The organism is Cytobacillus sp. MT66, from assembly GCF_058792595.1.
This window is the reverse complement of record NZ_JBXAFB010000005.1, coordinates 256,645-272,530: the sequence shown is the minus strand read 5'-3', so window position 1 is coordinate 272,530 and position 15,886 is coordinate 256,645. Positions and strand designations below refer to the sequence as shown.

Annotated in this window: 15 protein-coding genes; all 15 read right to left on the bottom strand. The window is 35.0% G+C overall.

The features are described from left to right. Nucleotides 1-68: 68 nt before the first annotated feature. The 15 genes from AC1Q59_RS11660 to AC1Q59_RS11590 all read right to left on the bottom strand — a co-directional run bounded on the left by AC1Q59_RS11660 (nucleotide 69) and on the right by AC1Q59_RS11590 (nucleotide 15,780). A complete protein-coding gene (locus AC1Q59_RS11660; RefSeq protein ID WP_492365990.1) occupies nucleotides 69-1,376 on the bottom strand; it encodes an O-antigen ligase family protein in 1,308 nt (435 codons plus the stop codon). Nucleotides 1,377-1,402: 26 nt separating this feature from the next. Then, entirely contained in the window at nucleotides 1,403-2,314 is a 912-nt protein-coding gene (locus AC1Q59_RS11655) for a glycosyltransferase family 2 protein (RefSeq protein ID WP_492365989.1), read from the bottom strand. A 181-nt stretch (nucleotides 2,315-2,495) separates the two neighbouring features. After that, nucleotides 2,496-3,422 carry a LicD family protein gene (locus tag AC1Q59_RS11650; RefSeq protein ID WP_492365988.1) on the bottom strand — a complete coding sequence of 309 codons (927 nt, stop codon included), beginning with the start codon at nucleotides 3,420-3,422 and terminating at the stop codon, nucleotides 2,496-2,498. Nucleotides 3,423-3,538: 116 nt separating this feature from the next. Then, nucleotides 3,539-4,228: an L-ribulose-5-phosphate 4-epimerase gene (locus AC1Q59_RS11645; RefSeq protein WP_492365987.1), complete on the bottom strand. Its 690-nt coding sequence runs from the start codon at nucleotides 4,226-4,228 to the stop codon at nucleotides 3,539-3,541. 10 nt (nucleotides 4,229-4,238) lie between these two features. Next, nucleotides 4,239-5,303 carry an NAD-dependent epimerase/dehydratase family protein gene (locus tag AC1Q59_RS11640; RefSeq protein WP_492365986.1) on the bottom strand — a complete coding sequence of 355 codons (1,065 nt, stop codon included), beginning with the start codon at nucleotides 5,301-5,303 and terminating at the stop codon, nucleotides 4,239-4,241. A gap of 8 nt (nucleotides 5,304-5,311) precedes the next feature. Continuing rightward, complete coding sequence (gene ispD, locus AC1Q59_RS11635) at nucleotides 5,312-6,022, bottom strand: 2-C-methyl-D-erythritol 4-phosphate cytidylyltransferase (protein WP_492365985.1); 711 nt, start codon at nucleotides 6,020-6,022, stop codon at nucleotides 5,312-5,314. A 21-nt stretch (nucleotides 6,023-6,043) separates the two neighbouring features. Continuing rightward, entirely contained in the window at nucleotides 6,044-7,147 is a 1,104-nt protein-coding gene (locus AC1Q59_RS11630) for a glycosyltransferase family 4 protein (RefSeq protein WP_492365984.1), read from the bottom strand. A 33-nt stretch (nucleotides 7,148-7,180) separates the two neighbouring features. Continuing rightward, nucleotides 7,181-7,906 (bottom strand): GNAT family N-acetyltransferase, encoded by a 726-nt coding sequence (locus AC1Q59_RS11625; protein WP_492365983.1) that lies wholly within the window; start codon nucleotides 7,904-7,906, stop codon nucleotides 7,181-7,183. A 10-nt stretch (nucleotides 7,907-7,916) separates the two neighbouring features. Beyond that, nucleotides 7,917-8,546, bottom strand: a complete 630-nt coding sequence (locus AC1Q59_RS11620; RefSeq protein WP_492365982.1) for a sugar transferase — start codon at nucleotides 8,544-8,546, stop codon at nucleotides 7,917-7,919. 13 nt (nucleotides 8,547-8,559) lie between these two features. Further along, nucleotides 8,560-9,777 carry a DegT/DnrJ/EryC1/StrS family aminotransferase gene (locus tag AC1Q59_RS11615; protein WP_492365981.1) on the bottom strand — a complete coding sequence of 406 codons (1,218 nt, stop codon included), beginning with the start codon at nucleotides 9,775-9,777 and terminating at the stop codon, nucleotides 8,560-8,562. A 958-nt stretch (nucleotides 9,778-10,735) separates the two neighbouring features. Further along, nucleotides 10,736-11,059 carry a type II secretion system protein gene (locus tag AC1Q59_RS11610; RefSeq protein ID WP_492365980.1) on the bottom strand — a complete coding sequence of 108 codons (324 nt, stop codon included), beginning with the start codon at nucleotides 11,057-11,059 and terminating at the stop codon, nucleotides 10,736-10,738. 286 nt (nucleotides 11,060-11,345) lie between these two features. Then, nucleotides 11,346-13,172: a polysaccharide biosynthesis protein gene (locus AC1Q59_RS11605; protein ID WP_492366093.1), complete on the bottom strand. Its 1,827-nt coding sequence runs from the start codon at nucleotides 13,170-13,172 to the stop codon at nucleotides 11,346-11,348. 318 nt (nucleotides 13,173-13,490) lie between these two features. After that, nucleotides 13,491-14,255, bottom strand: a complete 765-nt coding sequence (locus AC1Q59_RS11600) for a tyrosine-protein phosphatase (RefSeq protein ID WP_492365979.1) — start codon at nucleotides 14,253-14,255, stop codon at nucleotides 13,491-13,493. A 105-nt stretch (nucleotides 14,256-14,360) separates the two neighbouring features. Next, the gene (locus tag AC1Q59_RS11595; RefSeq protein ID WP_492365978.1) at nucleotides 14,361-15,056 is read right to left on the bottom strand and encodes a CpsD/CapB family tyrosine-protein kinase; all 696 of its coding nucleotides are present in this window, start codon (nucleotides 15,054-15,056) and stop codon (nucleotides 14,361-14,363) included. Next, nucleotides 15,046-15,780, bottom strand: coding sequence for a YveK family protein (locus AC1Q59_RS11590; protein WP_492365977.1), 735 nt, complete (start codon nucleotides 15,778-15,780; stop codon nucleotides 15,046-15,048). Before AC1Q59_RS11590 ends, AC1Q59_RS11595 begins: the two co-directional genes overlap by 11 nt. Nucleotides 15,781-15,886: the final 106 nt, after the last annotated feature.

The window sequence follows — 15,886 nt, the reverse complement described above, 5'->3', positions numbered from 1 at the left end:
AATAAAACTTTTTCCTCTTAAATAATGGATAGGTTATTTTAGAGGTGATACAAAACCTTTGATATAGATTAATTGTCAGTGTCGATAATATTCAAGTTATAAATTACAGCAGCAAAAAGTAAAAACAAGATAAGTGGAAATGTAGTCGTTAATGTTGGTTCTACTAAACCATGTATAATCGGGACCATCGTAGCTTGTCCAATAGGAACAGTTTTATTTAAAGTATGTTTATTTTTATAGGTCCGAAGTATCTTGTTGATGATAGAAAACAAAAACAGCAGAAAGAATAATGTACCAATTATTCCTATGCCAGTTAAATAAGTAAGTATCCAGTTATGGGGATCTTCCATTTGATTCATGCCTGCGAGATATCCAAACTGATACATTCCGTTTCCTATTAAAGGATTTAATTTAAGTTGTTCTACTGCTATAGTATAGAATTCTAATCTACCACTCGAGTAATTAGCACTATTAATATTAAACATTCTACTATTAAATAAATCATCTATATTAAAATAAATAAAGACCATAAGAATCACAGTGATAAAAGAAACTCCTATAAAGGTCTTTTTTTGAACTTTATATAGTAACAAAGGTAGAATCGCAAAAGTAATTGCTAGGTAGGCACCACGTGAAATTGTAAAATATAAAATCACCACAATACCTAATATGCAAATGGAAGAAAGCCATTTTCTAAAAATTGTTTTGTTACTTTTGAAGCTCCCTATACATAGAAATAAAAACATTGCAAAAAATCCCGCAAGTGTATTAGAACGAGTTCCACCACCTTCAACTAGATATATTAAAGCTCTGGGAGTATTCACAAGTTGATCCAGAGGGTTGCTAATAAAGAAAACCATTAATAAGCTGAGAACAAAGAGAGTAATATACCAATATAAGTTCTCAAGATTTATTTTTGCTTTTTTTATTAAAGAGATACTGTAGAATAGTACTACTCCCACTAAATATACATACAATGCTTCTATAGCCTTGCTTATATTAATTGCATTTATTATAGAAACTCCCACAAAACAAACTACTAGAAATAGCATTACGGTTGGAAATTTAATTGTGCTAACTATTCTTTTACGATATACAATAATAAGGAAAATGAAATTCAAAAGAATATATGCAAATAAATAATTAGTTCCTGATATTAGACTAATATTGAATACACCAACATAAGAAGATATTGTAAATTCCCCTTTGTTTGGATTTAGCCATGCAATCAAAATACAACTTATAATACCTATAGTAATAATAATTTTATTAGGGTTATATAGATATATAAGTAAAGACCCTATATATATAAATATCAAAAAATAATTTCTTAGGTTAATTATGCTCATTGTTTTAGTAGCAAAATTGCTCTTCATTAATTAATCTCCTAAACAATCTTTGTTTACAGTCTACCTAATAAGACTATAATAAAAAGAAAAAAATTGTCTTGTTTTTTCACCATTTTTACATCCTTATTTAGGGCTAATTTTAGTCTCGATGAAATTGATTCCCTATAATTAGTAATGGTTCTTAAAACCATTAAATTTTCTTCACTTATTGATGTTTTATAATTCTTTTCAATTGCACAAGCCATTTTATATCTACTATTAGGAACCTTAGGAAATAAAAACCTTTTAACTCTTTTTGTGAATACTTTGTATTTAGATATTTCACTCCCTATTACATTACCTCCGTGCTGTCTATAACTAATATGTGGAACCTTATCATACACGACGCTCCCAAATGCACAAACAATTTTATGCATTAAAGAATCATGCATACTAATATAGTCAGACTCGAACATATCAACAATTCTTTTTGTTTCATAATTAAAAACAAATGTACATCCTGGTGCAACTGCTTGAACAAGTGATTCTCCAAAGGTAAGCTTAAAATCCTGGCAGTTTGCAACCTCTGATATTATATTTAGGTCAGAATCTACGAGTCTTGTGGTGGAACAGTATAATGATGGTTCTGCACTTGATAACTTTTCAAGTTTACTTACAGCTACCTCTATCTTATTTTCATCCCAAACATCATCCTGATCAGCAAATGCATAGTAAGGGGCAACTTCTGCTTTACTTAACAATTCAAGAAAACTATGGGCAGGTTTTTTGTTTTTTCCTTGATACCATTTTAACCTAGTTGTTTTTTCCTCATATTCTTGCAATATTTTTATAGTAGAATCAGAAGAGCCATCATCCCTTATAAATAATTCAAGATTCTCATAGGTTTGATTAAGGATACTATCTATTTGTTCTCTTAGATATTTTTCTCCGTTATATGTTGACATTAAAATAATTACTTTTTTCACTTAATTCACCTAGCTAATATTATTTTCTTTAAAAACCTTAACCTTATTTTCGCGCAATTTAATTAAAACACCTGAATGACTAGTAATCGTGGGATCTGCTACATGAAATTCAACAATGGGTACGCTTTTTTGGATACATTTTTACAGGATGTGGATAACATATCTATTGTAAAATCTTATCTTAATTATTCTTTTTTTCTCCCCCACCATCATTTAAGTTGAAATTAACGACATAATGTCGCTCTCTTTTCTCAACCGGGGGTATCTTTAAATAATCACCATATAGATTTTTCAGATAGGTATCAACATCATTTGGAACATTTACCTTCATTCCTTCAAATTCAGCCTTGGAGGCTGGAAAATAAACTTCTTTCTCTAGAATTTCTCCATTATAATGTTTTCTCCCCGTGGGAATACCACAATATTTTTTGGTATTCGTTGATGTTACCAACTTGTCAAATAATTTACACCATTGTGTATGAGATAGAAACGAAAATAAACAGCCGATAAGTAGTCTGAATTGGTAATTTTTACTACTTTCCTTAGATTGGCTCATATACTTATAAATAACTTCGTTTTTATATTTAAATAAATAAACAGAGAAAGAAATATATGATATAGAGTTCATGAAGAAACCCTTTATTTTTTGTAATGTTTTGGAATCAGGAACATATTCGATAGGAAATATATCAATAAACACCCCAGTATGATGAGGAGAATTAACATCAAATATTTCAAGAAATTTAGTATCTTTTTTTATAACTTTTGCAAAACAAGTCCTACTTTGGTGTTGTGCATTGGGTGCACATAAATAGTATTTATCACCCAATTCCTTTTCAAAGATTTTAATAAATTTGTTATAATCTGTTCTAGACATCAAAAGATCCAAATCATCGTCCCAAGGAATAAACCCCTTATGCCTGATAGCTCCTAGCGCAGACCCACCACCAAGCATTACAGTAATATTATTCTCTTCACAAAACTTCGCAATATCTAAATACATCTCCAACAAAATTTGTTTCAAAGTCTGTTGTTCAAATTCACTTAATTCATATAGAATATCCGAGGAATTTGCTAAATCAGCCATATATTCTCTACTATTTTTCATGATATACACCTACCGATTCCTTTTCAACTTGTAAAATCTGAATTAAACTTCCCCCACTTTCTATCAAATCGGTTCTATCACCCATAATATTTATTAATGATATTAAATATAGGACCTTAATACTGCCCATAGTAAGAGTTAATCCCGTGCTTTCTAAGAAAATGCTTGTCTAATAATGACTGAGATATAAGTGTAACATTTGGATTTAACATTTCTGTGTGGTAAGCCATTTTTGCACATTCTTCCAATACAACTGCATTATAGACTGCCTCAGAAGGATCGTTTCCCCATGTAAAAGGACCATGACTCGCACAAAGAACCCCTGGTAAACTTAGAGGGTTTTTTCCTACAAAAGTTTCGGCAATAACAAGCCCGGTATTTTTTTCATATTCATTTATAACTTCCTCTTTACTTAAATCTCTTGTACACGGTATCTCCCCATAGAAATAATCTGCATGAGTAGTACCGTAACAAGGAATGCCTCTTCGTACCTGTGCCCAGATGGTCGCCCAAGGAGAATGTGTATGTACAATACCTCCTATTTCTGGGAATGCTTTATATAATTCTATATGTGTTGCTGTATCAGATGATGGACGATATCGGCCTTCGACCTGTCCACCATTCAAATCTACAACAACCATATCTTCTGATTGTAATTTGTCATATTCTATTCCACTTGGCTTTATAACAAGTAACCCGGTATCCCTATCAATTCCACTCACATTTCCCCAAGTATATGTTACAAGGTCTTTTTTAGGTAATTCCATATTTGCTTCGTAAACCTTAAGTTTTAAATCTTCTAGCATTATTCCTCACCTAACTATATTTTTTTTGTAAATCATCCAAAATCTTGACTGTTCTCTTTAAGCCTCTATTTATATCAAAAATAGGTTTCCATCCTAAACTCTCTAGTTTTTTAGTGTTAAGTATCGATTTCGACACAGGATTATATCCCAACTCTTTAGTGCTATTTGGAATTTCAAATAATACCTTTCTACCAGAAATGCCTGCAATAACATCAGCCATTTCACGTATAGTCACAATAGAATTCGAATTCGCAATATTATATGCACTACAGGTTTGACCTTTAAGTAGTATAGTTAATATTCCAGAAACACAATCTGCAACGTAACAGTACGATCGTAATTGTAGACCTTTACTTTTTAATATAATATCTTTATTTTGAATCACATTATTTACAAACTGCGACGACGCTCTATTATCTTTTGAATTAGCAGTTGGTCCATAGATATGACAAGGTCTAGCAATAATAGAATCTATTCCATATTGTTGAGCATATGAAACACATAGAGTTTCAGCTGTTCTTTTCCCATTAGGATAACAAGATCTAGGATTTGTACTGTCTACGTAACCGCTATATGACTCTTCAAATGAATCTATTTCATCTTTACCTTCACCATAGACTTCACCGGAAGAAATAAATAAAAACCTTTTTAATCCTTTGGCTCTTCCGTATTCCAATAAATTGTAAACACCCCATACGTTTCCCATTATTGTACCGACAGGGTCTGTAGAAAAAGCATTTGGATATGCATTACTTGCAGCATGGATAATATACTCGAATTCATAATTACTTTCTAACGGAAAATTCACATCATGTTGAATAATATTTAGATGACGGTTATTAATGTGTGTTTCAAATCTTTTTTCTAATCCTACTCTATTTCTACTCATTGCAAAAACATTAATATCATAACCATAAACCTCATTAATCAGCATGAACGTATCTACCAAGAAGGATCCTATTAATCCTGATGCGCCAGTAATTAAGATATTACAACCTTTCATTTTTTCCAATGGTATTTGATTCATTAATACTGACTTCAAATCTTCTTTATAAATTTCATTGTTATAATACAAGTTATCACCTACTTTAACCAATCAGCGTTTTTAGTGGATAGAAGTGCTTTAAATATCTCAAGGTCATCTGTTGTTGTCAGTTTAATATTCTTTTCTGAACCAGCTGAAAATTGAACTTTTTGCCCTAATTCAATCATTAAAGTACATGATGCTACTGAATTGGTTATACCAACCTCTTTTGCTCTTTCATGTGCCCAAACAAGCTTTCCAAGAGGAAAAGCCTGTGGAGTCTGAGTTCTCATTAACTTTTCTCGATCATATACAGAGTTTGATAAATTTCTATTTTCTGTCTCGAGCATTGCCTCGGCGCATGGAATGGCCGCTATTGCTGAACCATATAACTTACATTTTGCTATATTATCGGATATTATCTCTTCCGAAACCATCGGACGGATTGCATCATGAACTAAAACAATATCTTCATCACTATACTTTTCTTTAATTGCTAAAATACCGTTTAATATTGAAGCTTGACCATTTTCTCCACCTGATACCACACCGACTAATTTAGTTATGTTAAATTGTTTAGCATATGCTTTCAATATCTCATGCCATCCATCCAAAAGAACTACCTGAATAGCATCAATATCAGGATGTTTTTGAAATGCCTCTAAAGTATATATTATTACCGGTTTATCCTGTACATTTAGAAATTGTTTAGGGATATCCTGATGCATTCTCTGCCCACTGCCACCAGCTATAATTAATGCTATATTCATAACTATTATCACTCCATCAATTTAAATATATTTATATATTTCTTCCATTTTGTTTTTAACTTCTTTTTTATCAAATCGCTTTACCGATTCTTTATTATTTTTGCCCATGTTATTCAGTAACTCTTGATTATTGATTAATTTTTTAATCTTTTTAGCAAATCCCTTAACATCATCTGGTTCCAGTAGGTAACCTCCGATATCATTCTTTATTAAATCAGTGTTTCCTCTTATCGAAGAACAAATTACAGGTAACCCAGCTGACATGGCTTCCATTACAGAAACAGGTAACCCTTCCTGATAAGATGGAAATAGAAATAAATCTGAAGCTATACATATTTCTGGTATATCATTTCTGTATCCTAAAAATCTTACTTTTTCTTCAATTCCAAGTGTTTTTGCAAGGCCTTTTAAATAACTTTCTAATTCTCCTTTACCGCAAATCAGATATACAAAGTTTTGATCCTTTAAATTTGCAATAGCTTTTAATACAGTCTCGTGATTCTTTCTTTTTATCATCTCACCAATTGAAAGTAACACTACTGTATCACTAGTTATTCCTAATTCTTCCCGCTTTCCATCTCTATCTATTGAAACCTTACTAATTTTATTTGTATCAACACCTATGCCTGGAACATATATAACTCTCTTTGCTTTTAACTTCCGTGCTTCGTTATAGTCCTCATTGTTTATTGTTATTAATACATCAGTGTATTTTGATAAATACTTTTCAACTGGGTAATAAACTAACCAATTAATAAAGGGGGCGCCTTTGTAAAAATGAAATCCATGTGCAGTATATATCACCGGTGAAATCCCTACAGATCTAGCAGCTAACCGTGCCAATACTCCGCCCATAGGTGAGTGACAATGTACAGCATCAAAATTCTCTGATTCCATTATTTTTTTCAGTTGCTTATAGGCTATTAAATTTTTTAATGATAAAGGTGATCGTTGAATATCAAATGGATGCCTAATAATATCTAAAGCATCTAACCTTTCATTTGCATCACTAAAGTTAGCGGCTGCATGTATCTCATATCCTAATGATTTCAAAACTTCTATATTACCTTCTTCGAACAAATAAAACTGTCTGCTCACTGTTGAAACTATAAGAATCTTCTTCATATAAATCCCCCGAACTAACTACACCATTGAATTTTATAAATTCCACAAATGATAAACCTGATGACACCCTACTTGTTTACAACCAACTTTATGGTAAAAGTTAATTGCACCCAAGTTTCGTGCTTGGGTACCAACCTTAATCTCTTTAATACCTTGTTGATGTGCTTCATATTCTACAGCCTTAAATAGGCAAGTGCCAATGCCACCTTTAGTATCTATTTGGGACACAGCAATAAGCTCAATTACACATGAACTATCTGCATATGAAAATAATAAAAAACCATTTATATTGCCCAATTCATCCTTAGATAATGCATAAAACTTGTCAGTCTTTCCAAAAGAATTAATAAGCCATTGTTGATAGACCTTATCCCCACCTCGTTTGGCTAATTCAGGGTCCTCTGTAAATTTCGAAAACTGGAAATCTGCTATTCCAATGACTTGATCATTCTTTTCTAGCCCTTGGTGTATTGTTACGTTCTTTGGTTTTTCATCTAAACCTAATAGTTTTTTCCCAAATTGTATATTTATATCTGCCAAAAACGCTGTGGTATCTGTCCCAATTAACTGTGCATTAATGGGTTCAGAATTCATATTCACGATTGAAATAAACTGATAATCTTTAAACCTGATCTTCAATTCAAACCATTCATTTAATGAAAGAGGTTTATGCAGAGTAGATTTCGCACTAGCAACACCAAAAAAGTCTGTATCCCACTTCAATTCATTAAATGTCGCTACATCTTCTATGTTGTTCATAGAAATCCCCCTACATTCCAACACCTGTATTTTTGTTTGTATTAGTATTCTTTTCAGTAACAAAAACATCTTCACGTTTCAGAACTGATATAACTGTTTTGAAAAATATCTTAATATCGAGCCACCAAGAAAGGTGATCAATATAGTAAATATCATTTTGAATTCTTTCTTTCCAAGGCACAGTGTTTCTAAAGTAGGCCTGATTATATCCCGTAACACCTGGCCTAATTTCAAGCTTTCTTTCCTCGTTACCCTCATATAATTCACGATGTTCTGGTAAGTCAGGTCTAGGACCAATAATACTCATATCACCCTTAATAATGTTTAACAACTGTGGTGTTTCATCAAGGCTCGTTTTACGGATAAACTTTCCGACTTTAGTTAATCTAGGATCATCTTCTGCATTAAAAGTTGATCCATCATCATTTCTTAGGTCAGGAGCATTTATTTTCATGGAACGGAATTTATACATTTTAAATACTTTTCCATCCTTACCGAGCCGGGGCGCATTATAAAAAATTGACCCTTTATCTTGAAAGTAAATAATTGGCCCTATAATCAATAGAATAATAAACCAAAATGGTAGGGCTACTAAAGCTAAGGTAAAATCAAATACTCTTTTAAAGAAATTCTTATACATCTTATAACCCACCTTAAACATCACTTAGTACTTTTTTAAAATTCTTAACCACATATTTTACATCATCATCACTCAATAAAGTATGAAGAGGAAGTGTAATTTCATTAACATACTGTTTATAAGCATTTGGATAATCGTTAATATCAAACCCTAAATTCTGATAAGCCGTAAACATAGGCAATGGCTTATAGTGGACATTACACGCAACGCCCGCTTCAGCCATTTTAATAATAACTTCATTTCTCTTTGTTTCACTGACTTCAGGTAATCTTACTAAATACAGATGACCTGAAGAAGTAAAACTTTCACCGTAATGCTGCAAACTTTGAATACCAAATGGTAAAAGTGCTCTATCATACATCTCAATAATCTCTCTACGCCTTTCCAACAATCTTTCATATCTATCTAACTGTACTAAACCAATACTAGCCATAATATCAGTCATATTACATTTATAGGCAGGATAAACAATATCATACTCCCATGCACCTTTTTGAGTTTTAGCAAGCGCATCTTTTGATTGACCATGAAGGCTATACAACATGAACTGTTTATAAAGCCATTCATCATCTAAACCACGATTATTACTCCATACAACAGCTCCACCTTCAGCAGTTGTAAAATTCTTCACGGCATGAAAAGAGAAGCAAGTAAAATCTGCAACTTGCCCACATTTCAAACCTTTTCTCTCTGCTCCAAAAGCGTGTGCAGCATCCGTCATAACAATTACCCTATTAAACAACCATTGCAGTTCATTGTTAGGCTTGAATAGATCTTTCTTACTTTCTACTATTTCAAAGATAGTATCGTAGTCACACATCTTCCCTGCTATATCTACTGGAATTATCACTTTAGTCTTATCTGTTATTGCTTCTGCTAGTTTAGAGTAATCCATTTCAAAAGAGTCTGGTGCAGTATCAACTAATACAATTTTAGCCCCAACATGCTCTATAACTGATGCAGATGCAGTATATGTGTATGCTGAAGTGATTACTTCATCACCAGGTCCGACACCTAAAATACGAAGTGTAAGCTCCATAGCAGCAGTCGCAGAATTTAGACAAACAGACTTGTTTGTACCAACGAATTCAGCTATTCTTTTTTCAAGTTCTTTAGTTCTTGGTCCAGTCGTAATCCAACCTGACTTCATTGCTTTTATTACTTCTTCAATCTCCGCATCAGTAATATCTGGTGGAGAAAAAGGTATATTTCTTAATTCGGTATCAATCATTTTAAATAGCCTCGCTTTATTCAAATTTTTATCAAAGCTTATTATTTAGTTTGCTAGGACTTAATTGGAAACAATAAATCTATAATTCCAACCAACTACTAACCTACTAAACTCATCTATTATCAATACCCACCTCGTAAATAATATTCAATATGAGAAATAGATAAAAATATCAACATATAGTATCTTTTATTACCGAAAACTTAATTTCGATACTACATATTGTGTTTTGTTATCGATTTCTAATTCTCACCTCGTAATATCTATTCAATCTAACAACCAAATACGAAATAGATATTCACTTCATAATCACTCTAAACCGAGTTTCTTCCTATTATATATACCATTCAATCAGTCTATAAATCTCACTAAAAACGCCTCAAACCCTTATCCCGCAAGATTTTCAGCATCTTATCTGATTACGATAGTCAGTTCCTTAACTCCATTCAATACTTTTCCATATTTTAGGTTACCAAAAAGCCCGTCAAATCAACGTTTTCCAGAGTCAAAAACCCCGATTTTAACCATTTTATCTTTATATATTAACAAAATAGTAATATGTTATATAGACGGAATCCATATATTGTATATTTTTGCGATTTTCCACTGTTTTAAACACAATATGTTGTGGTTATCTCTTAACCATTCTTACTTCCTTAACTCCATTCAATATTTTTCCATATTTTAGGTTGCCAAAAACCGCGCCAAATCAACGTTTTCCAAAACCAAAATACCCGATTTTAGCCATTTTATCTTTATATACTAACAAAATGGTACTATGTTATATAGATAAATCCCGTATATTGTATAATTTCATGATTTTTTGCTGATTTTAACACAATATGTTGTAGTTATCTATTGACCATTCTTACTTCCCAACCGTCATTCAACCCCAAAAAAATAAAGGCTGGTCAAATATTGCTTATCTGATAGAATCAACCAGCCAAAATATACTCATTTATAAATACGGCATTTCCTCAGTCTTATCTTCTCGATCCTCATCAGAATGGGAATGAATACTACAATTCACAACTCCATCTTTATAACTAATTTCTCCTTCACTAGGACAAATATAATCATTTTTTTCTAAAAGATATTTTTTGAAAACCTGCTCTGTATGTTCAATAGATTCAAGTTCTAGTTTCAGTTCATATTGCCTTTTCAACTCTGTTTGATTAGCTAAACAAACATCTTCCCTTGACTTTTCGATTAAGTGAATAACACTGGGAATGGCATTAGCAGCAATTACTCCTAATATAACTATTACAGTAAGTACCTCCACAAGTGTGAGTCCCTTTATTATTAATGCCCCTGCTCAATATTGCCCTAGTAATCTTAAACACAAATCCCACCGTCCACTTTGATAAAATGTAAATTAGGTGGTACAGGAATGTTTTTATGAAGTTATTACTAGCTGCTTATTCAACCGCCAGATCCACTTACCATAAGCTTATCCCCAATCGTCAGCGTTTTATTAGTCATACGTACGTTAAATAGCAATAACCTTCTTAAAAAGTTAAAAGCCCCGAAAGGGGCATATCTCCAAAAAAGCCAAAGGGCCAAAGAGACTAATCCACCCCAACCACAACCTTCACACCCTCAAACCGATTATTAGCCACAGCAATCAACGTATCATGCATTTCCTTCTCACTCATATCCAGCAACCCACTAACCAATCCGTTCAACACCTCATCCCCAATCCCACTAGCCTTCCCAACATGAATCTTCGGAAACACCTGCTCCGGATGAATTTCATTCTCATTCATTAATTCCTCATACATCTTCTCCCCAGGACGAAGTCCTGTAAACCGTATCCCAATCTCCTCAACACTCAAACCCGAAAGGGTAATAAGATTCCGAGCCAAATCCACAATCCTAACAGGTTCCCCCATATCCAATACAAAAATCTCTCCACCGCGAGCCAAAGCCCCAGCCTGCAAAACAAGCCGTGAGGCTTCCGGTATCGTCATAAAATACCTTGTCATCTCAGGATGTGTCACCGTCACCGGCCCCCCAGCCTGAATCTGCCTCTTAAACAACGGAATCACACTGCCCCGGCTGCCAAGCACATTCCCAAATCGCACCGCAACATACTTCGTCTCACTCTGCTTGTCCAGTTGCTGAATAATCAGCTCAGCAAATCTCTTCGTAGATCCCATGACATTCGTCGGATTCACAGCCTTATCCGTCGAAACAAGAACGAAGTTCTTCACCCTGAAAGCATCCGCTGCCTCAGCCACATTCTTCGTTCCAAACACATTATTTTTAACAGCTTCCCTAGAGTTATACTCCATCAAAGGCACATGCTTATGTGCTGCCGCATGATAAACCACATCTGGACGATGCTCACTCATTACATCAAAAATCCGCGACCGATCCTGTACATCGCCTATCAAAGGAACAATCTCAAGCCCATTCTTATAAAGATTCTTTAATTCCATATCAATCTGATAAATCGAATTCTCTCCATGACCTAAAAGTACAATCTTCTTCGGTCCAAACTTACAAATCTGACGGCAAATCTCCGAACCTATCGAACCGCCAGCCCCTGTGACAAGAATCGTTTTCCCTTTGAGCTTCTTCGAAATGCTTTCCACATCTAGCTCAACAGGCTCTCTTCCGAGCAAATCCTCTACCTGTACATCGCGGAACTGATTCACCGATACTTTCCCCAGTAAAACATCCTCAATCACCGGCATTATCACCGTTTTTACCTTAGTGCCTGCGCATTCTTCATAGATTCGCTGCATCTCTTCTTTTTTCAAAGAAGGAATCGCAATAATAATCTTATCTATTTGCTGTGTTTCCACTGTTTTTGCAATTCTAGTAGAATCTCCTACAACAGGAAGCCCATGAATCTGCAAACGGTACTTGCGCGGATCATCATCAATAAAGGCCACCGGCTGAATCCCTGCGTCCTGATTATGCAATAATTGTCGGGCAAGCATGGTTCCTGCTGCTCCGGCGCCAATAATTAAGGCTCTTCTTGTATCTTCTTGAGCTTTTATGTATCGGTCCCTGTATACTCGCCATGAAAATCGCGATCCGCCAATTAATAGAATATGCATCATCCAGGCAAGAAACAAAGCTCTGAAATACACATCATGAACGACAATCTGCTGAATAACTCCTGTGGTAATAATCGAAAACGTAACCGCTTTAGCAATCGCCATGAGCTCGCCAATACTTGCGTACTCCCACGCTTTGTTATACAAACGATAGAAAGAAGCAAAAAAATGATGGCTGCAAAGCAAAGTAATCGAGCTTAGCAACAACGTTTTCGACTTTAAAATCTCTAATGTCGGATGAAGTGTTAAAATACTTACGTATATCGCCGATATAACAATTAATGAATCCAATAGTACTAAAAAAGTCAGCCGTTTCTGATATGTCAACATACATCCCCCTTATGTAACTTTTCCTGCTACCCCCTGATAAAAAGACAAAATAAATATCTAATGGGAAAACAGGAATCTCTCCTGCTCTTTCATTAGATATCTATTAAACTGCATATTCAAGATTTGCTTTCTCCCCAATTGAAGTTTATTTAATCGGGCATCGAACCCGCCCTCACACCACACCACTGACGATTCACGTCTAAGGCAAAGACACAACTTATGCCCACGGCACAGCCGAGTGCCTCCATTGATAGCGGCAAAGAGACATCACCGATGTTATTTCAAAATAACATTGAAAACTGCAAAAAAAGAAGGTTAAAAGATTCCTAAGAATCTTTTCCTCTTGATTCGCTCTGGCATATCGCGATTAACAGACAGACCACCAACAAGCAGTTCGCAATTTTCTGTCAACTGATAGACCATCTCCATACCAAATTTTTTCTCGATCACATCTAATGCTTCGGCCATTTTAAAAGATCTTCTCGTTAAATTGTGGGCATCAGATGAAACAAAATGAGTGAGATTGGCGTCTATTAATTGCAGAGAGAATTTTTTAATATTTTTCCCGAAATAACCTGCTACACTTGAAGCTGTTACTTGAGTTAAGGCACCCTTTTTCACGAGCTGATAAAGCTTTTCAGGGCGTTCGATGATTTCCCGGTTTCGTTCCGGATGAACAATAATTGGAGAGAGCCCCTTCATTTGCAAATCAAATAACAGCTGCTCTGTATATCGAGGAACATGACTAGAGGGAAGCTCCACAAAAAGATAGTTGCCTCCATTCAATGGGAGAATTTCATCATTTTGATAGTCCTCTACCATCTCTCCATAAATTCTTGTCTCCTGGCCAGGCAGAATTTTGACAGGAATGGATTCCTTTTGTAATGCCTCATTTAGTTCATTTACTTTGTCTACAATAGATGTTTTGTTATTATCATACACACCATTTTTATGATGAGGAGTCGCGATGATTGTCCGTATGCCTTCCTTTACAGCTAGCTTAGCCATTTCAAGGCTTTCTTCCATGTTTACCGCCCCATCATCAATGCCAGGCAAAATATGACAATGTATATCAATCATCGCAAGGACCCCCTATTTCCTGTCAATTATCTAGTACTATTTTCATGGTATACCTGTTTCCAATATTCGTAAATAGCGAATGCTGTCGAATTGCGTCGAAACTAGTTATTTTGCACCATAATAGTAGTAATACTGTGATTCCTTCATTTTTCTATTGTTCAATACAACACCCATCAGCTTCGCTTTCGCTGCCACTAACAGTTCCTTCGCCTTATTACTTTCTTCAATCCCTGTTTTTCCACTTGAAACGACAAGAATCGTGCCATCACATTTGTTAGCTAAAATCTGAGCGTCTGTTACCGCAACAACAGGCGGTGTGTCGAAGAGAATGATATCGAATTGCTCCTTAGCTGCTGACAAAAATTCATTCATTGCTTTTGAACCTAGCAGCTCGGCCGGATTTGGCGGAATCGGTCCGCTTGGAAGAATGTACAAATTGTCCTCTGCTGACACAGCTGCTTCCATTAATCCCATTTGCTTGGTAATCACATTCGTCAATCCGAATGTATTTGTCATGTTAAAAGTATAATGAACCGTCGGCTTTCTTAAATCCGTATCAACCAGCAGTGTCTTTTTTCCCTGCTGGGCAAATACAACGGCTAGGTTGGCAATCGTCGTTGATTTCCCCTCACCAGGTCCTGGAGAGGTAATCATTAACGTCTGGACTTCTTCATCAATGGTAGAGAATTGAATATTCGTCCGAATCGTCCGGTATTGCTCAGCAATTGGTGACTTTGGACTAAGTTTGGTGATTAATTTTCGTCTTTCTCCTGTTAGCTTTTTCTTTCCCTTAAGACCCAACGGTTTCCCCTCGCAATCTGCTCTTTCTGTCCGCTCTTGAGCTTGAATCTGGCTGATCATCGATCGTAGCAATCACACCAAGTACCGGAAGCTCAAGCAGTTTTTCAATATCCTGTTCTGTTTTGATCGTATTATCCAAGTATTCTAGCAGAAACGCCAAACCTACTCCCGCCATCAAACCAGCAACCAAAGCAATGGCAATATTCAATACCGGCTGCGGCTTTACTGGAGATGGACTGATTGTAGCCTTAGCTAACACACTGACGTTGTCTACATTCATGATTTTCACAATTTCCTCTTGGAACACTGACGCGATTGTATTGGCAATATCAGCAGCCAAAGCCGGGTCGGCATCCTGGACTGAGATGTTTACGACCTGGGAATCTTTTTCGCTTCCTACAGTAATTTTTTCCTTAAGCTGCTGACCAGTCATATCCATATCTAACTCTTTGACAACAAGATCCAATATGGCTGGGCTCTTGATAATCACGTTATATGTATTGATCAATTGAATGTTTGTTTGCAATTCACTATAATTCACCATGGATTGCTCATTTTTCGCCTGATTGACAAGAAGCTGTGTCGAAGATTGATAGATTGGCGTCAGGACAAAAAAGCTGACAATTCCGCTCACCATGACAGCAATGATTGTAATGACTGCGATTAGCCACATGCGCTTCCTCAATGTTTGAAATAATTCCTTTAAGCTGATCGTCTCTTCCATTGTTTCCTCCTGAAAAAACCTTTATTAAAACTAGATAATATTATAACATAGGTGTATTGGAATATTCTGTTGTTTTTGTCGGAATTTCCATAAAACTAGCAGATTT